The 25,449-nt window shown below is 67.0% G+C and carries 23 protein-coding genes and 1 tRNA gene; 13 read left to right on the forward strand and 11 right to left on the reverse strand.

Annotation, left to right across the window (positions count from 1 at the left end):
* Window positions 1-17: 17 nt before the first annotated feature.
* Both ABZS43_RS23025 and ABZS43_RS23030 read right to left on the reverse strand, forming a co-directional pair.
* Window positions 18-665 (reverse strand): TetR/AcrR family transcriptional regulator, encoded by a 648-nt coding sequence (locus tag ABZS43_RS23025; protein WP_355037994.1) that lies wholly within the window; start codon window positions 663-665, stop codon window positions 18-20.
* A gap of 181 nt (window positions 666-846) precedes the next feature.
* Complete coding sequence (locus tag ABZS43_RS23030; protein WP_355037995.1) at window positions 847-1,461, reverse strand: TetR/AcrR family transcriptional regulator; 615 nt, start codon at window positions 1,459-1,461, stop codon at window positions 847-849.
* 450 nt (window positions 1,462-1,911) lie between these two features.
* On the opposite strand from ABZS43_RS23030, the gene ABZS43_RS23035 reads away from it, so the two are divergent.
* The 6 genes from ABZS43_RS23035 (at window position 1,912) to ABZS43_RS23060 (ending at window position 6,068) form a co-directional block, all read left to right on the forward strand.
* Window positions 1,912-1,982: transfer RNA gene (locus tag ABZS43_RS23035), tRNA-Gln, on the forward strand.
* Window positions 1,983-2,111: 129 nt separating this feature from the next.
* Window positions 2,112-3,602 (forward strand): bifunctional UDP-N-acetylglucosamine diphosphorylase/glucosamine-1-phosphate N-acetyltransferase GlmU, encoded by a 1,491-nt coding sequence (glmU, locus tag ABZS43_RS23040; protein WP_355037996.1) that lies wholly within the window; start codon window positions 2,112-2,114, stop codon window positions 3,600-3,602.
* Window positions 3,602-4,582, forward strand: coding sequence for a ribose-phosphate diphosphokinase (locus ABZS43_RS23045; protein ID WP_355037997.1), 981 nt, complete (start codon window positions 3,602-3,604; stop codon window positions 4,580-4,582). Before glmU ends, ABZS43_RS23045 begins: the two co-directional genes overlap by 1 nt.
* 148 nt (window positions 4,583-4,730) lie before the next feature.
* Entirely contained in the window at window positions 4,731-5,399 is a 669-nt protein-coding gene (locus ABZS43_RS23050; protein ID WP_355037998.1) for a hypothetical protein, read from the forward strand.
* Window positions 5,400-5,465: 66 nt separating this feature from the next.
* Window positions 5,466-5,723 carry a hypothetical protein gene (locus ABZS43_RS23055; protein WP_355037999.1) on the forward strand — a complete coding sequence of 86 codons (258 nt, stop codon included), beginning with the start codon at window positions 5,466-5,468 and terminating at the stop codon, window positions 5,721-5,723.
* A gap of 39 nt (window positions 5,724-5,762) precedes the next feature.
* The gene (locus ABZS43_RS23060; RefSeq protein WP_355038000.1) at window positions 5,763-6,068 is read left to right on the forward strand and encodes a hypothetical protein; all 306 of its coding nucleotides are present in this window, start codon (window positions 5,763-5,765) and stop codon (window positions 6,066-6,068) included.
* Between the two features lie 131 nt (window positions 6,069-6,199).
* Here ABZS43_RS23060 and ABZS43_RS23065 read toward each other — a convergent pair whose 3' ends face one another.
* The 3 genes from ABZS43_RS23065 to ABZS43_RS23075 form a co-directional block, all read right to left on the reverse strand.
* The gene (locus tag ABZS43_RS23065) at window positions 6,200-7,846 is read right to left on the reverse strand and encodes a fatty acyl-AMP ligase (RefSeq protein ID WP_355038001.1); all 1,647 of its coding nucleotides are present in this window, start codon (window positions 7,844-7,846) and stop codon (window positions 6,200-6,202) included.
* A 282-nt stretch (window positions 7,847-8,128) separates the two neighbouring features.
* Window positions 8,129-9,046 carry a ribonuclease Z gene (locus tag ABZS43_RS23070; protein ID WP_355038002.1) on the reverse strand — a complete coding sequence of 306 codons (918 nt, stop codon included), beginning with the start codon at window positions 9,044-9,046 and terminating at the stop codon, window positions 8,129-8,131.
* A gap of 5 nt (window positions 9,047-9,051) precedes the next feature.
* Entirely contained in the window at window positions 9,052-10,230 is a 1,179-nt protein-coding gene (locus ABZS43_RS23075; RefSeq protein WP_355038003.1) for an aminotransferase class V-fold PLP-dependent enzyme, read from the reverse strand.
* Window positions 10,231-10,484: 254 nt separating this feature from the next.
* On the opposite strand from ABZS43_RS23075, the gene egtA reads away from it, so the two are divergent.
* From egtA to egtD, 4 genes are all read left to right on the forward strand, one after another.
* On the forward strand, window positions 10,485-11,795 hold the full coding sequence (gene egtA / locus ABZS43_RS23080; RefSeq protein ID WP_355038004.1) for an ergothioneine biosynthesis glutamate--cysteine ligase EgtA: 1,311 nt from the start codon (window positions 10,485-10,487) through the stop codon (window positions 11,793-11,795).
* 88 nt (window positions 11,796-11,883) lie between these two features.
* On the forward strand, window positions 11,884-13,227 hold the full coding sequence (gene egtB, locus ABZS43_RS23085) for an ergothioneine biosynthesis protein EgtB (protein ID WP_355038005.1): 1,344 nt from the start codon (window positions 11,884-11,886) through the stop codon (window positions 13,225-13,227).
* On the forward strand, window positions 13,227-14,057 hold the full coding sequence (egtC, locus tag ABZS43_RS23090; RefSeq protein ID WP_355038006.1) for an ergothioneine biosynthesis protein EgtC: 831 nt from the start codon (window positions 13,227-13,229) through the stop codon (window positions 14,055-14,057). The genes egtB and egtC overlap by 1 nt, the downstream gene beginning before the upstream one ends.
* Entirely contained in the window at window positions 14,054-15,028 is a 975-nt protein-coding gene (gene egtD / locus ABZS43_RS23095; RefSeq protein WP_355038007.1) for an L-histidine N(alpha)-methyltransferase, read from the forward strand. Before egtC ends, egtD begins: the two co-directional genes overlap by 4 nt.
* A 116-nt stretch (window positions 15,029-15,144) precedes the next feature.
* Here egtD and ABZS43_RS23100 read toward each other — a convergent pair whose 3' ends face one another.
* The 3 genes from ABZS43_RS23100 to ABZS43_RS23110 all read right to left on the reverse strand — a co-directional run bounded on the left by ABZS43_RS23100 (window position 15,145) and on the right by ABZS43_RS23110 (window position 17,137).
* Window positions 15,145-15,786 (reverse strand): DUF2461 domain-containing protein, encoded by a 642-nt coding sequence (locus ABZS43_RS23100; protein WP_355038008.1) that lies wholly within the window; start codon window positions 15,784-15,786, stop codon window positions 15,145-15,147.
* Between the two features lie 159 nt (window positions 15,787-15,945).
* On the reverse strand, window positions 15,946-16,521 hold the full coding sequence (pth, locus tag ABZS43_RS23105; RefSeq protein WP_355038009.1) for an aminoacyl-tRNA hydrolase: 576 nt from the start codon (window positions 16,519-16,521) through the stop codon (window positions 15,946-15,948).
* Between the two features lie 25 nt (window positions 16,522-16,546).
* A complete protein-coding gene (locus tag ABZS43_RS23110) occupies window positions 16,547-17,137 on the reverse strand; it encodes a 50S ribosomal protein L25/general stress protein Ctc (RefSeq protein WP_355038010.1) in 591 nt (196 codons plus the stop codon).
* A gap of 334 nt (window positions 17,138-17,471) precedes the next feature.
* Here ABZS43_RS23110 and ABZS43_RS23115 point away from each other — a divergent pair, with 334 nt between their 5' ends.
* Entirely contained in the window at window positions 17,472-19,112 is a 1,641-nt protein-coding gene (locus tag ABZS43_RS23115; protein WP_355038011.1) for a peptide chain release factor 3, read from the forward strand.
* Here the strand turns inward: ABZS43_RS23115 and ABZS43_RS23120 are convergent, their stop codons facing one another.
* Together ABZS43_RS23120 and ABZS43_RS23125 are read right to left on the reverse strand one after the other, a co-directional pair.
* On the reverse strand, window positions 19,113-19,634 hold the full coding sequence (locus tag ABZS43_RS23120) for a nuclear transport factor 2 family protein (protein WP_355038105.1): 522 nt from the start codon (window positions 19,632-19,634) through the stop codon (window positions 19,113-19,115).
* A gap of 435 nt (window positions 19,635-20,069) precedes the next feature.
* Window positions 20,070-20,900 (reverse strand): Abi-alpha family protein, encoded by an 831-nt coding sequence (locus tag ABZS43_RS23125; RefSeq protein ID WP_355038106.1) that lies wholly within the window; start codon window positions 20,898-20,900, stop codon window positions 20,070-20,072.
* Window positions 20,901-21,288: 388 nt separating this feature from the next.
* On the opposite strand from ABZS43_RS23125, the gene ABZS43_RS23130 reads away from it, so the two are divergent.
* Both ABZS43_RS23130 and ABZS43_RS23135 read left to right on the forward strand, forming a co-directional pair.
* A complete protein-coding gene (locus ABZS43_RS23130) occupies window positions 21,289-22,611 on the forward strand; it encodes a hypothetical protein (protein WP_355038012.1) in 1,323 nt (440 codons plus the stop codon).
* Window positions 22,602-23,504, forward strand: coding sequence for an Abi-alpha family protein (locus ABZS43_RS23135; RefSeq protein ID WP_355038013.1), 903 nt, complete (start codon window positions 22,602-22,604; stop codon window positions 23,502-23,504). The genes ABZS43_RS23130 and ABZS43_RS23135 overlap by 10 nt, the downstream gene beginning before the upstream one ends.
* A 1-nt stretch (window position 23,505) precedes the next feature.
* On the opposite strand, the gene ABZS43_RS23140 is transcribed toward ABZS43_RS23135, so the two are convergent.
* A complete protein-coding gene (locus ABZS43_RS23140) occupies window positions 23,506-25,308 on the reverse strand; it encodes an ABC-F family ATP-binding cassette domain-containing protein (protein WP_355038014.1) in 1,803 nt (600 codons plus the stop codon).
* Window positions 25,309-25,449: the final 141 nt, after the last annotated feature.

The raw sequence follows: 25,449 nt of genomic DNA on the forward strand, positions 1-25,449 counted from the left end.
GCAGGCGCGGCAAAATGTCACGGCACGTAGCGGCGGAGCCTGCGCGCGGCGAATTCGCGGAAGTACGAGAGCTTCTCGCCCGGTACGACGGACGGCAGCAGGAAATACCACGCGCGTTCCATGCGGGTGGCCATCTGGTCGATGGAGTCGGTGCCGACGGCGACGATGTGCACGCCCGCGGTGACTTCCTGCAGTAGCATGCCGACGACCTCGGGGTCGAGGTCGGGTTCCAGATCGCCTTGGGCGATGGCACGTTCGGCGAGCACGCGGTAGGTGTCGCCCCACGTCTTGGCGATGTTGTCGCCTTGGGCGCCGCGGTAGTCGCCGATCTGGTGCGTCAGTTTGAGCATCGCGCCGACCATGGGGTCGTTCATGGATAGGTCGGCTACCACGTAGGTGATGCCGATACATGCCTCTAGCGCGGGCACCCGGGGATCGAAGAATCCCTGGCACGAACTGACCAGGCGCTCGTTGCCCTGGTCGACCACCGCGCGTGCGAGTTCTTCCTTCGAACCGAAGTGAAAGTACAAGGCGCCCTTGGTCACGTTCGATTGCGCGATGATCTCGCTGAGGCTTGCATTCGCATACCCCAAGCGAAGAAAGACATCGGCAGCGCCCGCAAGGACGGAGTCGCGGGTGATTTCCGCGCGCGCTTGCCTAGCCATCAGATCCGCCTGTCATTCTTGAACCCAGCCATCCTGAAGTAGACCGACATCCCGAAGTAGACCGATACACCGCCCGAACAGCACCCAGAGGATGCGTGAACCGTACCACCAGGTGTACGCCCGGTAACCAATTCGAGCATTCAGCCGGGCCTCCATCGCAATTCGCTGGTTACCACCCGAGTCAGTCGGTGGTGGCCGTCGGCCACTCCGAGTTCAGTTGGGGATCGGCCTCCAGGTGGCTCAATCCGTTCCAGCAGAGGTTCACCAAATGGGCTGCCACAACCTCTTTGGACGGTGTCCGCTCGTCCAGCCACCAGGTCGCGGCGGTGGACACCATACCGACCAGAGCCTGCGCGTACAGCGTGGCCAGGCTCGTGTCGAGTTCGCGGCGCTCGAAATCTCCGGCGAGTATGTGCGCCACCTGGTTCACGGCCTCGTTGAGCAGGCTGGAGTAGCGACCGTCGTCGGTCGCGGCGGGCTGGTCGCGCACCAGGATTCGAAATCCGTCGGTGCGTTCCTCGATGTAGGTCAGCAGCGCGAGCGCGACCTGTTCGAGGCGCACCCGCGACCGGTTCCTGGTGAGCGAGGAGGTGATCATGTCCAGCAGCATCGACATCTCGCGGTCGACGACCACCGCGTAGAGACCTTCCTTGCCCCCGAAGTGTTCGTACACTACGGGTTTGGAGACTTGGGCGCGCTGCGCGATCTCCTCGATCGAGGTCGCTTCGTAGCCGCGTTCGGCGAACAGCGCACGACCTATCTCGATCAGCTGCTGCCGCCGCTGCGTCCCCGTCATCCGCGGACGCGACGGCGACGCGCCCCTGCGCAGTTTGTCGCCGGTCGGCGGCGTCTCGACGGGTTCCCTCCCCGCCGATCGCTTGGCGGCGGGCCGGCTCCTGGAGGATCCTCGCGGATTACCCATGGCCGTGCGGGGTCGGTCGTTGCGTGGGGAAGTGTGTCGTGCGCATCGTTTGCCTCCCTGCACGGACATTTACCGGTCCGCCACAACTGTTCCAGACAGCTCTGTTCGCCGCCGCGCCGACCCGCGGACTCGTCGAAAGGCGGCGGCCGATCTCGCGCGGCGGCCGGAGTGCGCCGGATTGCCCGATCGCCCGCCCTCGTAGGCGCGCGGGACGGCAAAAACCGCGGGCAGAAGGGCTAGCTCGACGTAGGGCGGGGTCTCATGCGAGGATTCATGCCGTGCCGCGGGCACAGCGGCGGGTTTCCCGATCCGCCGGTGTGACGATCCGCCGTAGTGTAATGGCAGCACCTCTGATTTTGGTTCAGATAGTTCAGGTTCGAGTCCTGGCGGCGGAGCACACCGGCACGATGGCCTATCGTTGGCCGCGCACGATCGCGGACCACGAATACGCGGACCACAAGCACACAGCGCTGACCGAGAACGAAGCCGCCGAAGCACGAATGACAGGCAGCCGAGGGAGATCCATGCCACAGCAGACCGCCGTCGTCGTTCTCGCAGCCGGAGCCGGAACTCGAATGCGGTCGAAGACCCCCAAGGTGCTGCATTCGCTGGCCGGTCGAAGCATGCTCGCGCACGCGCTGCATGCGGCGAACGAGATCGACCCCGCCTATCTCATCACCGTGATCGGCCACGACCGGGACCAGGTCGGCGCCGCAGCGAACGCCGCCGGCGCCGATCTCGGCCGCGAGATCAGTCTCGCTATCCAGGAAGAACAGCTCGGCACCGGCCACGCGGTCCGGTGCGCGCTGGATGCGCTGCCCGCCGATTTCACCGGTGATCTGCTCGTCACTTCCGCCGATGTGCCGTTGCTCGACGGCCACACCCTCGGCGCGCTGCTCGATGAGCACCGCAGCTATTCCGAACGGTCCGCGGTGACCGTGCTGACCTTCGTTCCCGAGGATCCCAACGGCTACGGACGCATCGTGCGCGACGCGGACGGGCAGGTCATCGAGATCGTCGAACATGCCGACGCGACACCGGAGCAGAGCGCGCTCACCGAGGTCAACTCCGGTGTGTACGCCTTCGACGCGGCGGTGCTTCGCGCCATGATCGGCAGGCTCTCCACCGCCAACGCCCAGCACGAGCTGTACCTGACCGACGTGTTGCGGTTGGCCCGCGAGGCCGGTCATCCCGTACACGGCGCGCGTCTGATCGACGCGGCCAAGGTGACCGGCGTCAACGACCGGGTGCAGCTGTCGCAGGCGACCCGCACGCTCAATCGCTACATCCTCGAACGGCATATGCGCGCGGGCGTCACCGTCATCGATCCGGCGAGCACCTGGGTGGACATCGGCGTGCAGATCGGCAGGGACGCGGTGCTCCGCCCCGGTGTCCAACTGCTCGGCAACACCGTCATCGGCGAGGACGCCGAGGTAGGGCCGGACAGTACGCTGACCGACGTGCTCGTCGGCGACGGCGCGAAGGTCGTGCGCAGCCACGGCGAGGGAGCCTCGATCGGGGCCGGTGCGACCATCGGCCCGTTCTCCTACCTGCGCCCCGGGACCGTGGTCGGCGAATCCGGCAAACTCGGCGCTTTCGTCGAGACCAAGAACGCGTCCATCGGCGCGCATTCGAAGGTGCCACACCTCACCTATGTCGGCGACGCGACCATCGGTGAACACAGCAACATCGGCGCGTCCAGCGTGTTCGTCAACTACGACGGTGTGCGCAAACACCACACCGTCGTCGGCTCGCATGTGCGCACGGGAAGCGACACCATGTTCGTCGCGCCGGTGACCGTGGGTGACGGCGCGTATACGGCGGCGGGTACTGTACTGCGGAGAAGCGTTCCACCCGGGGCACTCGCGGTGTCCGGTGGACCGCAGAAGAATATCGAGGGCTGGGTACAGCGCCACCGTCCAGGGACGGACGCGGCGCGCGCGGCGGCCGCGGCAATGTCTGCGGCCGATGAGATGTCGAGTCAGGTTATAGAGCAAAAGGATGGCAAACAGTAGTGACCGCGTCATGGATCGACAACCAGAAGAACCTGATGCTCTTCTCGGGACGCGCTCATCCTGAGCTGGCCGAGCAGGTCGCCAAGGAACTCGATGTCCACGTCACCCCCCAGACCGCACGTGATTTCGCCAACGGCGAGATCTTCGTCCGGTTCGAGGAGTCCGTTCGCGGCTCGGATGCCTTCGTGCTGCAAAGCTTTCCGGCACCGCTGAACCAGTGGCTGATGGAACAGCTCATCATGATCGACGCGCTCAAGCGCGGTTCGGCCAAGCGGATCACCGCGGTCCTGCCGTTCTACCCCTACGCCCGCCAGGACAAGAAGCACCGCGGTCGCGAGCCGATCTCGGCCCGTCTCGTCGCGGACCTGCTGAAAACCGCTGGCGCGGACCGCATCATCACCGTCGACCTGCACACCGATCAGATCCAGGGCTTCTTCGACGGCCCGGTCGACCATATGCACGCGCAGGTACAACTCGCGGAGTACATCCGCAACAACTACACCCTCGACCACATCACCGTGGTCTCCCCCGATTCCGGCCGCGTGCGCGTCGCCGAGAAATGGGCCGACTCGCTCGGCGGCTCCCCGCTGGCCTTCATCCACAAGACCCGCGACCCGCTGGTGCCGAACCAGATCAAGGCCAACCGCGTGGTCGGTGACGTCGAGGGCCGCACCTGCATCCTGATCGACGACATGATCGACACCGGCGGCACCATCGCGGGCGCGGTCAGTGTGCTCAAGCAGGCGGGCGCCGGTGACGTCGTCATCGCCGCGACCCACGGCGTGCTGAGTAATCCGGCCGCGGAACGGCTCGCGAACTGCGGCGCGAAAGAGGTCGTCGTGACCAATACGCTGCCGCTGACCGAGGACAAGAAGTTCGCGCAGCTGACGGTGCTTTCCATCGCGCCGCTGCTGGCCCGCACCATTCGCGAGGTCTTCGAAAACGGTTCCGTCACCGGCCTTTTCAACGGTAACGCGTAATCCGACGTCAGTAGGCGGCGGCTCGGACTCCGGTCCGGGCCGCCGTCGGCGTTACGCGGGGGCTTCGGCAGGCGATAACGCTGTGACATCGCCGTACGCCCGTGCTGCTCATCGGTGGGGGCATCGGATCATCAGGAGGGGGATCACCATGACGACACCGCGGGAACCGCAACCAAGTGTGAATCCGGAGAAGGCGCAGGACAGCACCGACGATCCGGCCAGAGTCGCCGAAACCCAGATCTACCGGCCCGCTGCCGCCCCAGAGGGGCCCGCGATACCAGCGGCGCGGCCCTCGGATGCCGGGATACCGCAATTCACGCCGCCCGGGGGTTATCCTTCCTACCCCGCGACCGATGTGCCACCGGCTCCCCCGAGTTACCCGACCTACTCGCGGCAACCGGAGACCGCCTACCCGCAGCCGGGTTATCAGCAGCTACCCGGGGCGCCTCGTCTTCAGCCGGGCTACCCGCCGCAGCACGGCTATCCGCCGCAGCCCGGCTATCCGCAGGGTGGCTACCCTCAGCAGTACGGCGTCCCCGTCTACCAGCCGTATTCGTCCTACGGGCAACCAGCCGCGCCCGTCCAGGCGTGGTCGATCGCCAGTTTCGTCTGCCTCGGACTCACCGCGGCGAGCTTCCTGCTGTGCGTCGTCCCGGTTATCGTCACCGCGCCGACCGGCCTCATCCTCGGCCTGGTCGGCCACGCGAAAGGCGAGCCACTGGGCAAGTGGGCCGCGATCGTCAACGGCGTCGTCCTCGCCCTGGCGATCGTGCTGGTCGTGGCGTTCGTCGGCATCATGGGAATCAACCGCACCTGACCCGGCTCGCGCGAATTCCACGTCCGATTCGCGTTGTCTTGGCCGGATCCGGGAATACTGTCCAGCATGGACCGTGAACCGTTGGATATGAATATGGGCGACGACGACCAGGCCGACGAGATCCGCGAGTACGAGCGAAACATCGAGGATCCGCCGGACGATCTGCGCATCCGCTACCGGGAGAACGAAGACGACGGCAGGCTCGGGATCGGTGACGAACTCGAGCAGGAGTCGGCCAGGGGCGACCGGGCCGAGGAGGAGGCGCGTGACGACCGCCCCGCCGAGGCTGCCGCGATCGAGATCGTGAAAGACACCGATCTGTAGGTAGTCATCGGCGAGCGACCGAACCGAGCGGAAGGCGCTATGACCACACCGCGGCAACCCGGCGACATTCCCGACCCGGAGCCGACCGGATATCCGGCTCCGCCGCACCACGAGCCGTTCGACCCGGCCCCGAGCACCCCTGGCCCGCCGATGCTGACCGTCATCGGCTTCATCTGCGCGGCACTCGCCCTGTTGCTGTGCCCCATCCTCTTCGGCCCGGCGGGCATCGTCTTCGGCTACATGGCGAACAACAAAGGGGAGAAATACGGCAAATGGGCCGCCCTCGCCTCGGCGATCGCGTTGATACTCGGGTTGGTCATCGGGCTGATCGTCTACAACCGGTAGCACGAAGCGGGTACCGGTCCGGGCGGACATTCCGGTGCGGCGAGCGCGGGAATCCCGCGTTCGGGCAGAGGAATGTCCGCGCGGACCGCCCGGAGCCGACGCGCGCACCGAACACCGCTACGCGGCCCACCTCACCGTAGGTGGGCCGCTGTCGCGGCGCGCCGCAGTTTGCCCGACGACGTCTTGGGCAGCGCACCGGGACCGAGCACCGCGACGGTGCGCGGGCGCACGCCGACCTCGGAGAACACCGTGTGCACGATGTCGCGCTCGATGCGCTTGACCTCGTCGGCGTTCTCGTGATCGTTGGACTCAACCACCACCGCGAAACTCTCGCGTTTCTGTCCCGCGTCGAGGCGAACCGCGACCGCGTTGCCCGCGCGAACGCCTGCCACCCGCATGGCCGCGCGCTCGATATCGGTGGGGTAGATATTGCGGCCGCCCATGATGATGACGTCCTTGATCCGCCCGCACACCACGACGAGACCCTCGTCGGTGAAGTAGCCGATGTCGCCGGTGTCGAGCCATCCGTCCGCGTCCTGGGCCGAGCGGAAACCTTCGACCGTGACGTAACCGGAAGTTACCGCGGGACCGCGCAATTCGATGACGCCGACGGATCGAGCGGGCAGCGACTGCCTTTCGCCGTCGACGACGCGGCCTTCGAGGTGGTCGACGAGGTAGCCGAGAGTCGGCAGTCGGCGCACCGTGCCGTGATGGCCGTTGGTGTCGTGCACCGGCACGGCCTTACCGAGGGCTTCGAGCAGGTCGGCGTCGACGACGTCGAGCACCTGCCCGTACCCCGGGTCCGGTACCGAAACGGCCAGCGTGGTCTCGGCCATGCCGTAGACGGGGGTCAGCGCCATCGGGTTGAGTCCGAAGCGCTCGCCCGCGGCGGCGAGCGCGTCCATGGTGTCGGGGTCCACCGGTTCGGCGCCGTTCCACATATAGCGCACACAGCTCAGATCCAATGCGCCGTCGGGGGCCTGCCGCAGCCTGCGAGCAAGCAGCGAGTAGGCGAAATTCGGTGCGGCGGTGACTGTTCCGCGATACTTGTCGATCAGCTCGGCCCACAGCAGCGGGCGCGTCAGGAAGTCGATCGGCGTTATGCACACCACTTCGGCGCCCAACTGCATCGGCACGCTGAGGAACCCGACCATGCCCATATCGTGGAAAAGCGGCAGCCAGCTGATCATGACATCGCTGTCCAGCTGGAATTTGACCCGGTCGAACATCGCGTAGGCGTTGACGAAGAAGTTCCCGTGGGTGATCTGCACGGCCTTGGGCGAACCGGTCGACCCCGATGTCAATTGCTGTAGGGCGATATCGTTTTCGTCGGTCGGCACCGGATCGATCTCGTCGCCCGCACGCAACTCGTCGATGCGCACCACCGTGATCCCGCGTTCGCGCAGCAGCGGTTCGGCCGCATCGAACGGGGCGCCGAGCACGACCGCGCGCGCCTCGATCATCCGCAGTACGGTTTCGGTATCGCGGGCCCAGACCATCAGATCGGTGCGCGGCGTCGGCTGATGCAGCATGGTGATCGACGCACCGCGCATCCAGACGGCCTGGCACGCCGGAGCGATATCGACGGGCATACCCGCCAGCACCCCGACCGCGTCGCCCGGTCCTATTCCGGCCGCCGCGAGTCCGCCTGCCATCCGCCGGGCGATCCCGTGGATCTCGCCCCAGGTCGCGCGCCGCGGCGCATCCGGTTCCCCGGTTACCAGACCGCGGTCGGAGCTGCGCGCGGTCGCGTACATCTCATCGGTGAACCTGCTCAACGTTCGGACTCCTCCGTGTGAAACGGGCCGAGCACCCGGCCTGTTCCAACTATCCCGCTGAACAGCCCCTACGTTAACCCCTTCGCCATACCCGCCGGTCACGACCGGGGTGCCGCGCCGGGATCTCTGACGCGCGCCTTCGCGAAACGCCAGCGGCGGCTACCACGCGGGTTGACGCGATCGGTGCCGGACCGCACGACGGGAACCACGGGAGCGCCCGTGGTGACGACGACCCGCTCCGGTCGGCTCGGGTGATCGAATTGCGTTTGCCCTGAACGGTATTCACAGGCGGGGCGGGAAAGGGATACGCGACAAGTCCTCGGCGATGACGATCTCGCCGGAGAAATGACGTTCGGCTTCGGCCCGGTGACCGTCGAGCGTGCGATAGCGCTGGGAGAAGTGGGTGAGGGCAAGGGTGCGCACCCCCGCGTCGGCGGCCACCCGGGCGGCTTGGGCGGCGGTGAGGTGACCGTGTTCGGCGGCGAGGTCGGCCTCCGATTCCAGGAAGGTCGCCTCGATGACGAGAAGGTCGACGCCGGAGGCCAATTCGTGGACGCCGTCACACAGTCTGGTATCCATGACGAAGGCCATGCTCTGTCCTGGCCGTGGCTCGCCCACTTCCGCGAGGGTGATGGTGCGCCCGTTGTGTTCGACCGCGCCCGAGCGCCGCAACTCCCCGACGACGGGACCGCGCAGACCCAACTCCCGCAATCGTCGTGGCGACATCCGGAAGCCGTCCGGTGCGGTGATCCGGTAACCGAACGCCTCCACCGGATGCGACAGCGGCACCGCCGAGACGGTGAACGGTGCGCCTGGGGCCTCCAACTGTCCCCGGTCCGCGATGGGATGCGGGCGCAGATCGACGGTCCTGTGGTAGGCGGTGGCATTGACCAGCCGCTGGAAGTACACCTCACCCGAGGCCGGGTAGTACACGTCCACCGGATGCGGCACCCGGTCCAGGTTGATGCGCTGGACGATCCCCGGCAGGCCCAGGCAGTGATCGCCGTGGAAATGGGTGAGCGCGATCCGGGTGATATCGGTCGCCGAGACACCCGCGTAGGTCATCTGCCGCTGGGTGCCCTCACCGGGGTCGAACAGCACGCCCTCCGCACCCCAGCGCAGGAGGTAGCCGTTGTGATTACGCGTTTTGGTCGGCACCTGGCTCGCGGTGCCGAGAACGACGAGTTCGCGCGGCGACACGGTCGCTACAGCGCTGAGACGGCCGCGACGAAGCGGTCGAGTTCGTCGAAGCCGACGAAGCAGTGCGGCGAGGCGCGTACCACCGAGGCGAGGCCGCGATCGGTCATATCCAGCAGCGTGGAACTCGCGTGGCTGACCGTCACGGTGATGTCCTGGTCGGCGAGCCGATCCCGCACGGCGAGCGGATCGATGCCGTCGACGGTGAAGGAGACGATGCCGCTGTGCCTGATACCGAGATCACGCACCGTGACCCCGGAAATCTGCGGCAACGCCTTGCGCAGATGTTCGGCGCGGGCCGCGATGGCCGCGTAGACGTCGTCGGGCCCGAGTTCGAGCAGGTATCGCACCGCGGCCCCGAGACCGAGGCGGGCCGCGACATCGCATTCCCAGAATTCGAAGCGCGACGCGTCGTCGGCCAGCTGGAAATCGTCCGGGCCGATCCACCGGGCGCCGTGCAGGTCGAGCCGCTGCGGCTGCATCGTGGCGGCGAGTTCGGGCCGCACGTAGAGGAATCCGGTGCCGCGCGGGCCACGCAGCCATTTGCGCCCGGTGACCGACAGGGCGTCGACGCCGAGCTCGGCGACGTCGAGCGGAATCTGCCCGGCCGACTGGCAGGCGTCGAGCAGCACAAGGGCACCCGCGGAATGGGCGATCCTCGTCGCCTCGGCGGCCGGATTGACCAGACCGCCGTTGGTCGGCGCGTGCAGCACCGACACCAGCTTCACCCGCTCGTCGACGATCTTCTCGAAGGCGTCGAGGTCTAGCTGACCGCTGCCGTCGCTCGGTATCCGTTCGACCGCGGCGCCGACCGAACGGGCCCGCTGCAGGGCCGCGATGGCATTGCTCGCGTAGTCCGAGCCCGAGATCAGGACGCGATCGCCCGGCCCGAGCGGCACCGAGTAGAAGAAATCCGCCCAGGACCGGGTGGCGCTGTCGCTGAGCGCGATGCTGCCGGGCGCGGCGTTGATCAATTCGCCGATCGCCGTCTTCACCGCGGTGAGATCGGGAAGACGTTCGCTCGCCGCCCGGTAACCGCCGATCGCGGCCTCCCGACGCAGATGTCCGATGACGGTGTCGACCACGACCCGCGGGGGTAACGAGGATCCGGCGCTGTCGAGGAAGACCATCCCCGTGTCCGAATCGTAAGCGGGGGTGTCGGCCCGCGCACGCCTCACGTCAAACATGTGATCGACCCTAGCGGGTGACGATCGCCACGGCCCGGGGCCGAGTCCGTCACCCAATCGTCGGTTTCTTCTCGCCCTACCTGTCAGTGCCGCTCGCTAGGCTGGATTGACCCGATGCGGGGAATAAACGCTCGCAACAGTGCGATACGGAACTACAAGACCGCGCTCGAACCAGGCAACACGAGCCACGCGACAAGAACATGCGGCGTTGGACCGGGGTCCGGCCCGCGCAGGAACTCACGGTGGAGGTTGGCATGGCGGTCACACTCGAGCATCCGGAATCGGCAGGCTCCGCCCCCGCGTCGGAGGAACTGTCCTCGCGTGCCGCGGCCGAGGCCTATGTCGGGGGCGTCTGTTTCAAATTGGGTCCACCGACGCTGATCGGCGCCGAACTCGAGTGGCTCACCGTGCAGGGTGAGTGTCCGGCGTCAGGCTCGACAGCCGCCCCACGCCCGCAGTTGGCTGCACTGGCTACTGCACTCGGACCCTACGCACCGCGGTCCATCGCCCCCGATTCGCCGGCCGTCTCGCTGCCGGGGGGCAGCCGGGTCACCATGGAACCCGGCGGTCAGATCGAACTCTCCAGCGCCCCCTTCGCTACCGCCGCCGAATTGTGCGCGCGCCTGAGCGAGGACGCCGGGCTGCTGCGCGAACTACTCGGATCCCAGTCGATCCACGCGATATCCGCCGCCGCCGACGCGGACCGCCATCCCGAACGTCTGCTGCCGCTGCCGCGCTATCGCGCCATGGAGAAATCCTTCGGCGGCATCGGCCCCTTCGGCCGGCTCATGATGTGCAATACCGCGGCCACCCAGGTCAGCGTGGACGCGGGCGCCGATGCCGCCGAAGTCGCCGCGCGCTGGACCGCGACCCATGTCATCGGCCCGGCGCTGCTGGCCGCCTTCGCCCGCTCCCCCGCCCTGAACGGCGCGCCCGCGGGGGCATGGGCCTCGCAGCGCATGCGCACCTGGCTCCGGCTGGACAACGCACGCACCCGCCCGCCCGCCGAGGACTGGTCCGATCCCATCGCCTCCTACGGTCGCTGGGCCCTGGACGTACCCCTGCTGTGTGTGCGCCGCCCCGAGGGCAGCGCCAACGGTTCGAGCGACAACTGGGCGGCGCCACCGTGCGCGACCTTCGCCGACTGGCTCGGCGGCGCACTCGACGAAGAGATCGGCCGCAGGCCCGGCCTCGCCGACCTCGACTACCACTTGACCACGCTGTTCCCGCCGGTACGGGCCTCGGGGCATCTGGAGATCCGCTACCTCGACGCCCAGCCCGACCATGTGTGGACCGTGCCGATCCACGCCGTCGACGCGCTGCTTTCGGCCCCAGAGGTCGTCGCCGAGGCGACCGCACTCGCCGCTCCGTTGACCGGCCGCTGGGTCGACGCGGCCAAGCACGGCTTGGCCGATCCTCAGATCCGCGACGTCGCGGCCGATGTTCTCGCCCTCGCCGCCGCACACGCGGCCACCCCGGCCGCGGCGACCGAACTCCACACCGCCGCGAAACGCTGCCACGCGGGGCGCACGCCGACCGGAGATCGGGTCGGAGCGAGTTCGTGAGCGGAGCGATCCGCGCCGGATATCAGCGCGAGCCGCCGCAAGCCGCGTCCGCCCACCCGTTCGCGCCGACCTACCCTCGGAGAGTCTCGTGACCACCCAGTTTTCCGCCGCCACCGATAATTCCGACGTCGAGCGATTGCGCGACAGAATCGCCTCGGCACTCGCGCGGGCCCGCGCCCGCACCCTCGGCCTCACCGATGTCATGGACGAAGCCGAACTGGTGGCCCAGCATTCGCGGCTGATGAGCCCGCTCGTCTGGGATCTCGCGCATATCGGTAATCAGGAGGAGTTGTGGCTGGTCCGCGACGTCGGTGGCCGGGAGCCGGTCCGCGCGGATATCGATGAGCTCTACGACGCGTTCAAACACGCCAGGGCCAACCGGCCGGAGCTTCCATTACTCGATCCGGCCCAGGCGCGCGAATATGTCGGCACGGTGCGCGACAAGGTGTTCGAGGTACTCGAGCGCAGCGCACTGCGCGGTGATCCCCTGGTCGACGACGGTTTCGCCTTCGGGATGATCGCCCAGCACGAGCAGCAGCACGACGAGACGATGCTGGCCACCCACCAACTGCGCACGGGTCCGGCGGTGCTGTCCGCCCCGGCAGCGCCGTCGGCTGTCACGCCGGTCGACGGCGAGGTGATCATTCCCGCCGGCGCGTTCACGATGGGCACCTCCACCGACCCGTGGGCATTGGACAACGAGCGTCCCGCCCATCCGGTGCACGTTCCCGCGTTCGCCATCGACGCCGCCCCGATCACCAACGAGCAGTACGCGGCCTTCATCGAGGACGGCGGTTATACCCGCCCGGAACTGTGGTCCGAGCGCGGATGGTCGCATCGGCAGGAGGCCGGATTGGTCGCACCCCAGTTCTGGGAGCGCGACCCGGCAGGGCAGTGGTGGCATCGCGTCTTCGGGGTGATGGCCCCCCTGCGTCCGCGTCAACCGGTGGTGCACGTCTGCTGGTTCGAAGCGCAGGCCTACGCGCGGTGGGCGGGCAAACGACTGCCGACCGAGGCGGAATGGGAGAAAGCCGCCCGCTTCGACCCGACGACCGGCCGCACCCGCCGGTATCCGTGGGGTGACACCGAACCCGACGCCGACACCGCGAATCTCGGTCAGCGCCATCTCGAGCCCGCCGATGTCGGCGCGTATCCGAAGGGCGCGTCCCCGGCTGGTGTGCATCAGCTCATCGGAGACGTATGGGAGTGGACCGCATCCGGTTTCGAGCCCTATCCGGGTTTTCGCGCCTTCCCGTACGCGGAATACTCCGATGTCTTCTTCGGCGGCGACTACCGGGTACTGCGCGGCGGATCGTTCGGCACCGATCCGGTGGCCTGCCGCGGCACCTTCCGCAACTGGGATCATCCGATCCGGCGGCAGATCTTCGCGGGGTTCCGGCTGGCCCGTGACCTGCGTCCGGCGCGACGTTGATGTGCAGACATCTCGGCTACGTCGGTCCGCCGGTGCGCGTCGGCGACATGCTCACGCTCGGCGAGCATTCCCTGCGCACCCAGGCGTGGGCGCCGCGCGATATGCGCCGCGGCGGCACCATCAACGCCGACGGTTTCGGCGTGGCGTGGTGGCGCGGGGATTCCGACGGCACGGTCACGGTGAGCCGCTACCGCAATCCGGCCCCGATCTGGACCGATCCCGCGGTGGAAGAGGTTCTGCCGCAGCTGGAATCGTGGGCGGTACTCGGCGCGGTGCGTTCGGCCACCGTCGGGATGCCGGTGGAACGGTCGGCCTGCGCCCCGTTCACGCACGGCCGCTGGGCCTTCAGCCACAACGGTGTCGTACCGGATTGGCGATCGGTGCTGACCTCGGTCGCCACCGAGTTCTCCGTCACCGCGACCGAACTCGGCGCCGGCGGCCTGTTCGATCCCGCCGCGCTGCTGGAGGCCGAATCGGCCACCGACACCGCGACGCTGTGGGTGCTGCTGCGCGGATTGCTCGCCACCGATGTACCGGACGGCGCCTGGTCGGCCGCCCCCGCGGCGCTGCGACTGTTGGTCGCCGCGGTCGTGGCCCACACCCCCGACGCCAGGCTCAACTTCCTACTCGGCGACGGCGCGCAACTGTGGGCGACCACCTGGCACCACTCGCTCTCGGCGCTGGTCACCGAGGATTTCGCCATCCTGTCCTCCGAACCCTTCGACGACGATCCGCGCTGGCAGTCGATCCCGGACCGCAGTCTCGTCATCGCTCGTCCGGATCACCTTGCCGTCGAACCGCTTTCCGATCCCGAAAGGCCCGCGCCATGAACGCCGTACCGACTCTCGAGATCCACCTCTCCGACGACGACCTCACCGCGGCATTGCGCTCCGACGCACGCCTCGGCCTGACCTCGGACCCGAAATGGCTGCCGCCCAAGTGGTTCTACGACGCCCGAGGCAGCGAACTCTTCGAGCAGATCACCGAATTGCCCGAGTACTATCCGACCCGCACCGAGCGGGCCCTGCTCGAACGGGTGGTCGGCGAGATCGCGCGCGGCGCCCGCGCCGAAGTGCTGGTGGAACTGGGCTCCGGCTCGGCCGCGAAGACCCGGCTGTTGCTGACCGCGTTGACCACCGAAGGGCCTCTCAAAACGTATGTGCCCCAGGATGTCTCATCCTCCGCATTGCGGGCAGCGGCCGACGAGGTCGCGGCCGAATTCCCGGCCCTGGCCGTGCACGGTGTGGTCAGTGACTTCACCGAAACCCTGCACAACCTGCCGCGGGGCGGACGTCGCATGATCGCCTTCCTCGGCGGCACCATCGGCAATCTCGTCCCGGCCGAACGCGCCGAATTCCTCGCGGGCATCCACGAGGTGCTGGAACCGGGCGAACAGTTGCTGATCGGCGCGGGACTGGTGACCGATCCGGCGGTCCTGGTGCCCGCCTACGACGACGCGGCCGGAGTCACCGCGGAATTCAACCGGAATGTGCTGCACGTTTTGAACAGTCGCCTCGACGCCGATTTCGTACCGGAGAAATTCGACCATATCGCCGTGTGGGACGCCGACAACGAGTGGATCGAAATGCGGCTCGCGGCCACCGAGGATATGACGGTGCGGGTGCGGGAACTGGATCTGACCGTTGAATTCGCCCGAGGCGAGCAGATGCGCACCGAGATCTCGGCGAAATTCCGGGTCGACGGTTTGCAGGCGGAACTCACCGACGCGGGGTTCCGGACCGGACAGGTGTGGACCGATCCGGACGACCGTTTCGCACTGGTCCTCGCCGGGCGAGTCTGATCCGCTACCCGCCTCGACACGACAGGTGAAGTACTGAAAACGAATCGCGCTCTACTGCGTGAAATCAGCGATGAGTCCCGCCCCGGTCCGAGCAGCACGCGTGAGGGCCGGGGCGACTATCCCGTCGGCCCGACCACCGCGGTCAGCCATTCGATGAACGGCCGCATGGTTTCCCAGGACTTGCGAACCTCCGTGGCGGTACGGGCGGTGGGCAGCCAGTCGGGCGCGCCGAACTCCTTCGAGCAGGTGATGGACTTGTGGCGCAGCAGGCCGATCCGCGGGTGGTCGGCCTCGTACCCTTTGGGCTTGGTCTTCAGTGTGTCACCGCCGATGGTGAACCCGGCCTTGCGTAGTTTCGCCAGGATCGCCTCCAGTTCCGCGCCACGCACGTCGTCATCGATGGTGGTGCGCAACTGGGCGATCTGAGCGGGGGTACCCGAGTAGAACCCGCCCCCGACGAACAGCCCGGCCGCACCGATCTGCACGTACCACCCGGTGCCCGGCGCGGTGCCGACCACCGCGCCCTGCGCGGTCTTATATGGCAACTTGTCCTTGGAGAATCGCACGTCACGATAGGGACGGAAGATCTTCGCCGTGCCGAAATCGGGTTCGAGCTGCGCGGTGAGCGCGACCATCGGCGCGCGCACCGACTCGTCGTAGACACTCTTGTGCGCGTTCCAGAACGTCTTCGAGTTATCGGCCTCTAGGTCTTCGTAGAAATCAAGTCCCGCCAGCGGGAAGCCGGTGAATCCGCTCATGGCTCGAACTTACGCCGGGCCTGTGACATGGCCACCGGGTGTCTTGATCTTCGTCTGCCGAGGTGCACCCCCGAACCCCGAATCCGTTCGAGGGACGGAGGACGACTCGAGGTGCCGTTCCGACTTCGCCGACCGGGATCGGCCGACACCGACGACGACTCAGTGCAAGCGGTTCTGGGCCGGCTCCAGCCCCAACTTCAGCAGCAGTTCCACCGCGTCGGCGGCCTGCTCCACGATCACGGGGACTTCTTTGCGTTCCGGCGCGGCGAAAGGTTTCAGCACGTAATCGGCCGGATCCTGCCGACCCGGCGGACGGCCGATACCGATGCGAGTGCGCAGATAATCCTTGGTGGTCAATGCGCTGGAGATGGAGCGCAGACCGTTGTGGCCGCCTTCGCCGCCGCCTCGTTTGAGTTTGATCTCGCCGAAGGGCAGATCGAGTTCGTCGTGGACGACGATCACCTCGGTGGCGGGCACGGAGAAGAATTTGGCCAGTGCGGCGACGGAGCGGCCGGAGAGGTTCATATACGACCGGGGCTTGGCGATCAGCACCTGACGGCCGTCCAGGCGCGCCTGCAGCAGGTCAGCGCCGGATTTCTTGTGTACGGCGAAACGGCCGCCGACGCGCTCGGCGAGCACGTCGGCGACCAGGAAGCCGATGTTGTGCCGGGTGCGCTCGTATTCGGAGCCGGGATTACCCAGTCCGACCACGAGCGCGGGCCCGGATTCGGTCATGATGAAGAACCGATCGGAATGCTTATCAGGCGCTCTCGGAGCCCTCTTCGCCCTCGGCGGCCGACTCTGCGGCAGGCGCGGCGATGATGTTGACGATCAGCAGATCAGGATCGGCGGCCAGGGTGACGCCCTCGGGCATGATCACATCGCCCGCGTTGATCTGGGTGCCGGCCTCGGCGCCCTCGATGGAGATCTCGATGGCCTCGGGCAGGTTCATCGCGTCGGCCTCGATGGAGACGGTGATGGCGTCCTGGGTGACCAGGGTGCCGGACGCGGCCTCGCCGACCAGGGTCACGGGGACATCGGCGGTGGCCTTGTCACCGGTCTTGAGGACAAGCAGGTCGGCGTGCTCGATGTAACGACGGATCGGGTGCACGACAACGGATTTGGTCAGCGCGAGCTGCTTCTCACCGTCGATGACGAGATTCAGCACCGCGTTGGTGCCGTGCTCGCGCAGGATGGCGGCGAACGCCTGGGCGTTCAGCGACAGGTGCTGCGGGTCGGACTGGTGGCCGTACAGGACGGCGGGGACGTTGCCGGCACGACGGGTGCGGCGGGCGGCGCCCTTACCGAACTCGGTGCGTACGGCGGCTTCGAGAAGGTTGGCGTCGGACATGACTGGATCTACTCCTACGGCTCTTCCGGGCTGGTCAACGGGTGCTCGCCAGTGATTATCGAAACCTGGGGTTGTCGAAATCATGGCGCGGTTGGTCTACTCGTCGGGCGAAGAGCGAACGAGGACGGCCGGAAGCCGAGCCGCGTCGATCACGGTGAACGCAAAACGTCTGCGGTCACCCTCGCCGAGACAACCCGAACACCATACCGCAGCAGCGCAGACAGATTGGAATCGGGTGGTCAGCGGTGCGCGAGCGTTGACATTCTTCCTGGCGATCATCTGCCGTCACGTACGCTGGACCGGTTGCCGATCCGGTCCTGTGAAAGGTTGTTCCGTGACCGCCCCTGAGCATGTCGTCGCTCCCACGCCGCGCGGACTACCCGCCGAGGTCTCGCGGCGGCGCACGTTCGCGGTGATCTCACACCCCGACGCGGGCAAGTCGACGCTGACCGAGGCGCTCGCGCTGCACGCGAGGATGATCTCCGAAGCGGGCGCCATCCACGGTAAGGCCGGACGCAAGTCGACGGTCTCGGACTGGATGGAGATGGAGAAGGCCAGAGGCATCTCCGTCAGCTCCACCGCGCTGCAGTTCAACTACCGCGCCGCCGGCTCCGATATCGACAATGTGATCAATCTGGTCGACACCCCCGGCCACTCGGATTTCTCCGAGGACACCTACCGCGTGCTCACCGCCGTCGACGCCGCGGTCATGCTGATCGACGCCGCCAAGGGCCTGGAACCGCAGACGCTGAAACTGTTCCAGGTCTGCCGCCACCGCGGCATCCCGGTCATCACCGTCATCAACAAATGGGACAGGCCGGGTCGGGCGCCGCTCGAACTGCTCGACGAGATCAACGAACGCATCGGCCTGACCCCGACCCCGCTGTTCCTTCCTGTCGGCATCGCGGGCGATTTCCGCGGCCTGCTGCGCCGCGGCACTGACGGCGCCGCGGTCGAGTACATCCACTTCACCCGCACGGCGGGCGGGGCGACGATCGCGCCCGAGGAGTCGCTGACCCCGGAGCAGGCCGAGGCCCGCGAGGGCGAGGCGTGGGAAACCGCGGCCGAGGAGAGCGAACTGCTGTCGGCGACCGGCCAGGACCATGATCAGGAAATGTTCCTGGCCGGTCAGACCTCACCGGTCATCTACGCCTCCGCGATGCTGAACTTCGGTGTCAGGCAGTTGCTGGAGACGCTCGTCGCCCTTGCCCCCGCGCCCGCCGCACGCGCCGATGTCAACGGCAATCCGCGCGAGACCACCGCGCCGTTCAGCGCTGTGGTGTTCAAGGTGCAGGCGGGTATGGACGCCGCGCACCGCGACCGGCTCGCGTTCATGCGGATCGTTTCCGGCGAATTCGAGCGCGGCATGGTGGTGACGCACGCCCAGACCGGCAGGCCGTTCGCGACGAAATACGCGCTGACCGTCTTCGGCCGGGAACGCACCACCGTCGACACCGCCTACCCGGGTGATGTCGTCGGACTCGTGAACGCGACAGCCCTCGCCCCCGGTCACACCCTTTTCGTGGACAAGAAGGTGGAATTCCCGCCGATCCCCTCTTTCGCACCGGAACATTTCGCGGCATTGCGCGCCGAGAGCGCGGGCAAATACAAGCAGTTCCGCAAGGCCATCGACCAACTCGACTCCGAGGGCGTGGTGCAGGTGCTGCGCAACGACGTGCGCGGCGACGCCTCCCCCGTGCTCGCCGCCGTCGGGCCGATGCAGTTCGAGGTGGTCACCGCCAGGATGCTCGCCGAATTCAATGTCGAGACCAAAATGGAATTCCTCGGCTATACCCTCGCACGGCGCACCGACGCGGCGTCGGCTCCCGAACTCGACCGCCAGCGCGGCGTCGAGGTATTCACCCGCACCGACGGCGCCATTCTCGCCCTTTTCAGCGATAAATGGCGGCTCCAGTACATCGAGAAGGAACATCCGAAACTCACGCTGGAACCTCTGGTCGCGACCGCGGACTGATTACTGTTCCGCTTCGGGTTCGCGACGAACCGGTGTCATGCCGGGATCCCTTTCCACGGGCGCGATTCCGTCCTCCCGCGCGATCAGCCCCCACCGGCTCGAGGTCACGCGCAGGCTCGGCAGATCGCTGAGCGAGAGCACGACCTCGTAGGACCGCTCGTAACCGGTGTGCGCGATCCGCCAGTAGCCGTCCTCGCAGCGCACGTAGCGGTCGGTGTAGAACGCCGCTCCGCGCAGCAGCATATTGTGCTCGGGAATGAGGACGGTGTCGGCGAGATACCAAGTGCCGGTAGCGGTATCACCGTCCACGTCGATTTCGGGGTGATCGCAGCGATGTTCGGTGATGACGTGGGGACCGAGGGTATTGCGCATGAATGCCATGAAGGCGTCACGGGATTCGAATTGCAGATATTCGCTGTAGGTGGCTGTCGCCTCGGGAATCATCGTGTCCGCGAACTCTTCCCACGATTTGGTGTCGAGTGTGCGCAGATAGCGGAATTTCAGCCTGCTGATCGCCGAGATATCGTCGAGCCCGCGTTCGTCGCGACGCGGCGGTGTCGTCCTGACCCGGGGGTCACCGTTGACGTCCGCACTCTCGGTCGAGGTGTCGGAGCCATCGGGTGAGGTGGCGGTCGGACCGCCTATCGGGGAGGTCGAATCCTCGGTCGAGGTCGCGGCATCACCGGCCGGACTGTCCGCACCGTCGGCCGGGGTCGCACCGGCGTTGCGACCGGCGGCTCCGCCGGTCGCGGCAGCGGTCACGGCGCTATCGGGGGTCGAATCGCCGCTCGGCCCTTCGGCCGCGTTCGCCCCCGGGTCGCTACGCCACTGCTCGCCGCTTCCCTGGTGCATACCTCAACAATCCCATCCGGAGCCGCCGCGCTGCACAATTTGGGAGATTTGTATCAGATTGCTATCAAAGGTCGAGCATATTCCGTGTTCGGCGGAGTAGGAAGATCAATGACCGATCGTGAAGCAGGTCCGGCAGAAATCCTCGCCGAATTCGGTCAGGCGCAAACTCTTGCGGACGATCTTCGGCGCGCGACCGGCCTTCTTCAACGCGGCCTCGACCACCGGCTGCACTTCCAGGACCATGTATCGGCTGAGTACCACCGGATCGTCGGAGGTCGACGTCAGGCCGAGCCGGTTGAGGTTGATCAGGTACGGACGGGCGCGATCCGGGTAACGCACCCCCGCCTGCTCCGGCACCGAGGTGAGATCGCCCTGCACCAGTTCCGAACCGATGCCGAGTGGACGGTTGGTCCGCACATCCACCGAGGGCTGTGGACCGTTGAGCGCCATGAAGCGAAGGATGCGCGCCTCGTCGGGGGCGAGTTCGTCGAGGATGCGGTCGTAGGCGGGATGCACATCCTCGGTGAAGTAGACGTCGGCGGAGCGGGCGAGCAGTGCGTCACCGCGACGGCGCAATTCCTGCGTGGTCGCCGAATGCAGATGCGAGCCGATCGCCACCGGCGGTTGTCCGCTCGTGCCGTTGCTCGGAGTCGGTACATAGCTGACGATTTCGCGGACGGAACCCTCGGTCACCCCGAGCGCGCTGCGGGCGATCGCACGCAGGGCGTTACCGGTGCGGTCGGCGATATCGGCCGAGGACTCACCGTCGAGCGCGGCCTTCGTAATCTCCTTGGTGACCTCGTAGGAGGTGTTGACCGCCCACTGTCCACCGCGCACAGCGGTGCCTGCCGCGAGTCCCGCCGCGCGGAACACACCGCGGATGAGCCGGGCCTCATTGCTGATCTGCCGCTCCTCGGCATCCGAGCTGCGTTCGATGGAGCGGGAACCGGCTCGGGTGATGTCCTGTCCGGCCCTGTCGTCTGCCACGTCTACTCCGATGTATTGCCAAGTTTACGAGTCTGCCCACAGATTATTGTCCGTCAGCCTTCCAGGTACGACGAACCTCGCGTTCCCCGGGCTACCCCTGTGCACATCCGTGCCGCCCCGCGCCGGAATGTGGTGGAGGCCATTGTCGCCGCCCGCCTACCGCGGCGCGACATTACCGCTCGCCGCTGTGACAGATATCTCCGGCATCCGAGTGCCGGTCACGGCGCCGAACTTCGACACGGCTCGGCGCCGCACAATGGGGTCCGCCACGGCCAGGGGTGCTAGTTTGGGGTGCCGGTGAGGCGGCGGACCACCGGTGTATCGGCAGGAGGGTGTCGTGTTGGAGAGCATTTTCGGAATCCATCCGACAATCCTTATCGAGCTTGTGACCATTCCGCTTTTCACAGGCGTCATCGGTTACATCACCAACTGGACCGGCATCCTGATGCTGTTCAAGCCGATCGCTTTCCACGGGGTCCGGCTCCCCGGTCTCCGTGCGGTTTTCCCGTTCCTGCCCAAGCGTATTCAGGTTCTTCCACTGCTGAGTTACGACGGGCGAATCGGCTGGCAGGGCATCGTGCCGTCGCGTGCGGACAAAATGGCGAGCATCGCCGTCGACAAAGGTCTGGCCAAACTCGGCAGCGTCGCGGACTTCTATCGGGAGTTGGAGCCGGACAGACTCGCCGAACATCTGACGACCATCGCCGACGCGCAGATCCAGGACATCGTCGAAGAAATCCTGCGGCGTGAACATCCGCAGTTGTGGTACAACCTGCCGACGCAGGTGCGCGAGATGGTGCACGCCCGCGTCAAACAGCAACTTCCGGAGATACTCCGGGAACTGACCGATGAACTCGGCGCGAATATCGACCAGCTCATCGATGTCAAGCAAATGGTGATCCGCTACTTCCAGGCCCGGCCGCACCTGCTCAATACGCTGTTCCAGGTGCTGGGCGCGAAGGAACTGCGGTTCATGCAGAATTTCGGTTTCTACTTCGGCGCGCCGATGGGTGTGGCGCTGGTCGGCATCCTGCATCTGACGGGCTGGTCGACGCTGGTGGTATTGCCGGTCGGCGGTGTGATCATCGGCTGGGTGGTCAACTATGTCGGCCTCAATATGATCTTCGCGCCCGCCTACCCGAAGTGGTGGTGCCCGTGGCGGCAGGGTCTGCTCATCAAACGGCAGGACGAGATCACCGCGGGCTACGCCGAACTGGTGTCGAGCCAGGTGATGACCGTCGCCAATATCGGTGACGAGTTGCTCAACGGCCCGCGCTCGGACCGCACCATGCAGATGCTGGAGGACACCCTGCGCCCCGCCGCCGACCGTGCGCTCGGCGCGGCGAGGCCCGCGGTCAAGTTCATGCTGGGCAGCCGCGAATACGACTCGTTGCAGTCGACGCTGACCACCGAGGCCATGTCGATCGCCCCGATCGCCTTCGCCGACCCGGAGTTCAACATCCGGCAGGGCAGACAGATCAACGACTACATCGCCAAACAGATGTCGGCGCTCTCACCCAACGACTTCGTCGACATGTTGCGTGCGGCCATCAAACAGGACGAATGGCTCCTTTTTCTGCATGGCGGTGTGCTGGGGCTCTTCGCCGGATACGCTCACATTCTGATCTTCGGAACGGGAGTGGCGACGACATGGCTATGACGGATGCGGACGGCGGCGAGGATACCGAGGCCGTCGAGCCCTCCGAGCCAGCTCAGCCCACCCAGTTCTCCTCGGAGATCGCGCGACGGCCGATCGGCGCGGTCGAGTTACCCGACGCGAGGCGCGGACGCGCCCTTCCCACTCCCCGCCAGACCGTGCGAGCGGCAACCGGTGTCGCCAAGGTAGCGGTCTCCGCCGCGGGCGCGGTGACCGCGTGGAGCGTCGACACCGCCCTCGGGGTTGGCTCCACGGTCGTGCGGGGCAGTATGGCGGGCACGCCGACGCGAGAGGTGCTCGCCGAAGCCGAGGCCGAATTCAAGGGCGCGGTGCGCAAAGCCCTCGGCCTGCCGGGCGCACCGGCCGCCGGCGACGCCGCCGAGGTGCCGACGCTGCGCGAACAGGGCGCGGAACTGCTGCGACTGTCCGCGAGCACCCACGCCGAGGTACAGGAGATCCACCCGGCCTTCGCGCGCATGCTGGCGGACCTGACCCCCGACGAGGCACGCATCCTGCGTTTCCTGCACCTGGACGGCCCGCAACCTTCCATCGATATCCGCAACGGACGTCCCCGCGGCCTCGGCGTCGAACGGGTCGTCTCCGGACTCAACCTGATCGGCGACCACGCCGCGCTGCGGTTCCCCAACCGGATCCAGCAGTATCTGCCCAACCTGCGCAGGCTCGGGTTGATCGACTTCGCGCGCGAGCCGGTCGGAAATCCGAACCGCTACCAGATCCTCGAGGCGCAGTCGCCGGTACGAGAAGTGCTGAAACGCTCCGGATTCGGGACCAAGGTGTACTACCGCAGCATCGTGCTCACCGGATTCGGCGCGGACTTCGTGCAAACCTGCTTACCCGTGGTCGTGCAGGACGGCCGCGCCTCCGGCACCAGCTGACTCAGGACTCGTCGGCCAATTCCAGCCAGCGCTCCTCGGCGGTTTCCTTCTCCGCGAGGACCTGTTTGAGTTCGGCGCCGAGCGCGACGAGTTTATCCGGCTCGGTGGCGGCGTCGGCCAGTGCCGTATGCAGTGTGCGCTCGCGTTCGGTGAGCTTGTCGATGGCGCGTTCGAGCTTGGACAGTTCCTTGCGGGCCGCGCGGTAGGCAGCCGAGTCGGTCGCCGCGGCGGCGGGTTTGCCCGCCGCCCCGACCTGGGTATGTCCTTGGGCCGCGCGCTTTTTCAGGTATTCATCGATACCGCCGGGCAGGTTGGTCAGTTTGCCGTCGCCGAACAGCGCCCAGGTCGAATCCGCGATGCGCTCGATCAGATAGCGATCGTGGCTGATGACGACCAGCGTGCCCGCCCAGTTGTCGAGCAGATCCTCCAGCTGCTGGAGGGTGTCGATATCGAGATCGTTGGTCGGCTCGTCGAGCAGCAGCACATTCGGCTCGGCCATGAGGATGCGGGTCAGCTGGAGTCGCCTGCGTTCGCCGCCGGACAGGTCGCCGACCGGGGTGCGCTGGCGCGCGGGGGTGAATCCGAGCCGTTCGGCCAATTGACCGGCGGAGATCTCCTTGTCGCCCAGCATGATTCGCTGCGCGACCTGCTGCACCGCCTCCAGCACCCGCATATCGACGGGCAGATCGTCGAGTTCCTGTCGCAGCCAGCCGATCTGCACGGTCTGGCCCTGAATCCGTTTGCCCGCGGCGGGTTCCACTTCGCCAGCCAGCGCGCGCAACAGTGTCGTCTTCCCCGAACCGTTGACACCGACCAGGCCGACCCGCTCCCCCGGCGCGAGACGCCAGGTCAGATCGCGCACCAACTCCCGCCCGTCCGGGGTGGTGAGGGTGGTGTCCTCCAACTCGATCACCACGCGGCCGAGGCGTTTGCGGGCGAACGCGGCCAGCGACACGCTGTCACGCGGCGGCGGCACGTCGGCGATCAGGGCTTCGGCCGCTTCGACCCGGTAGCGCGGCTTGGACGTCCGCGCCCGCGCGCCGCGGCGCAACCAGGCCAATTCCTTGCGCGCCAGATTGCTGCGGCGCGCCTCGCTCGCGTCGGCCTGCCTGGCACGTTCGGCCCTGGCGAAGATCCAGTCGCCGTATCCGCCCTCGTAACTTTCGACCTTGCCGCCGACGACCTCCCAGGTGTTGGTGGCGACGGTGTCGAGGAACCAGCGATCGTGCGTGACGACGACGAGCGCGCTACGCCGGGCGAGCAGATGCTGGGCCAGCCATTGCACACCTTCGACGTCGAGGTGGTTCGTCGGCTCGTCCAGGACGAGGAGGTCGAGGTCGCGCACCAGCGCGGCGGCCAGTGCGACCCGGCGACGCTCACCACCGGAGAGATTGTCGATCGAGGTGTCCAAGCCGAGGCCATCGATACCGATGCCATCCATCACCGTGCGGATACGCGGATTCGAGGCCCACTCGTGTTCGGCGAGATCGCCGGAGCCGCCGAAACCATCACCCTTCTGGTCGTCGGCCAGGCCAGCCAGCACCACCGACCCCACCGTCGCTCCGGCGGGCAGCACCCCGCGCTGGGTGACCACGGCTACGCGCAGCCCGCCGACCCGGCTCACCCGGCCCGAGTCCGGTTCCTCGATCCCGGTCAGCACCTCGAGCAGCGTGGTCTTACCGCCGCCGTTCAGGCCGACGACACCGATTCGCTCACCAGCGTGCACACCCAGCGACACATTGTCCAGGAGCGGGGCGATGCCGAAGCTCTTGGACACCTGTTCGAGGTTGATCAGGTTGGACATGGATCCTTCCGAAGGTCGCGCAGGCAGCGCGGTGCGTGCCCGAGCAAGCGTAGCTCGCCCGCCATGTCCGGTTTTCGGCCGATCACGGGTGCGGACCGACTCGGCCGACATCATCGCGTGAACAGCGGCGACGGCTCGCGC

Origin of the sequence: Nocardia sp. NPDC005366 (assembly GCF_040606855.1) — a bacterium.
Lineage (GTDB): Bacteria > Actinomycetota > Actinomycetes > Mycobacteriales > Mycobacteriaceae > Nocardia.

Bases quoted from the DNA above. Each gene is read 5' to 3' on its own strand.
- ABZS43_RS23025 (WP_355037994.1), bottom strand. From the start codon at position 665: ATGGCTAGGCAAGCGCGCGCGGAAATCACCCGCGACTCCGTCCTTGCG.
- ABZS43_RS23135 (WP_355038013.1), top strand. From the start codon at position 22,602: ATGGCTATGACGGATGCGGACGGCGGCGAGGATACCGAGGCCGTCGAG.
- pth (WP_355038009.1), bottom strand. From the start codon at position 16,521: ATGACCGAATCCGGGCCCGCGCTCGTGGTCGGACTGGGTAATCCCGGC.
- egtD (WP_355038007.1), top strand. From the start codon at position 14,054: ATGAACGCCGTACCGACTCTCGAGATCCACCTCTCCGACGACGACCTC.
- ABZS43_RS23075 (WP_355038003.1), bottom strand. From the start codon at position 10,230: ATGTTTGACGTGAGGCGTGCGCGGGCCGACACCCCCGCTTACGATTCG.
- ABZS43_RS23060 (WP_355038000.1), top strand. From the start codon at position 5,763: ATGACCACACCGCGGCAACCCGGCGACATTCCCGACCCGGAGCCGACC.
- glmU (WP_355037996.1), top strand. From the start codon at position 2,112: ATGCCACAGCAGACCGCCGTCGTCGTTCTCGCAGCCGGAGCCGGAACT.
- ABZS43_RS23055 (WP_355037999.1), top strand. From the start codon at position 5,466: ATGGACCGTGAACCGTTGGATATGAATATGGGCGACGACGACCAGGCC.
- egtC (WP_355038006.1), top strand. From the start codon at position 13,227: ATGTGCAGACATCTCGGCTACGTCGGTCCGCCGGTGCGCGTCGGCGAC.
- ABZS43_RS23030 (WP_355037995.1), bottom strand. From the start codon at position 1,461: ATGACGGGGACGCAGCGGCGGCAGCAGCTGATCGAGATAGGTCGTGCG.
- ABZS43_RS23050 (WP_355037998.1), top strand. From the start codon at position 4,731: ATGACGACACCGCGGGAACCGCAACCAAGTGTGAATCCGGAGAAGGCG.
- egtA (WP_355038004.1), top strand. From the start codon at position 10,485: ATGGCGGTCACACTCGAGCATCCGGAATCGGCAGGCTCCGCCCCCGCG.
- ABZS43_RS23110 (WP_355038010.1), bottom strand. From the start codon at position 17,137: ATGTCCGACGCCAACCTTCTCGAAGCCGCCGTACGCACCGAGTTCGGT.
- ABZS43_RS23100 (WP_355038008.1), bottom strand. From the start codon at position 15,786: ATGAGCGGATTCACCGGCTTCCCGCTGGCGGGACTTGATTTCTACGAA.
- ABZS43_RS23140 (WP_355038014.1), bottom strand. From the start codon at position 25,308: ATGTCCAACCTGATCAACCTCGAACAGGTGTCCAAGAGCTTCGGCATC.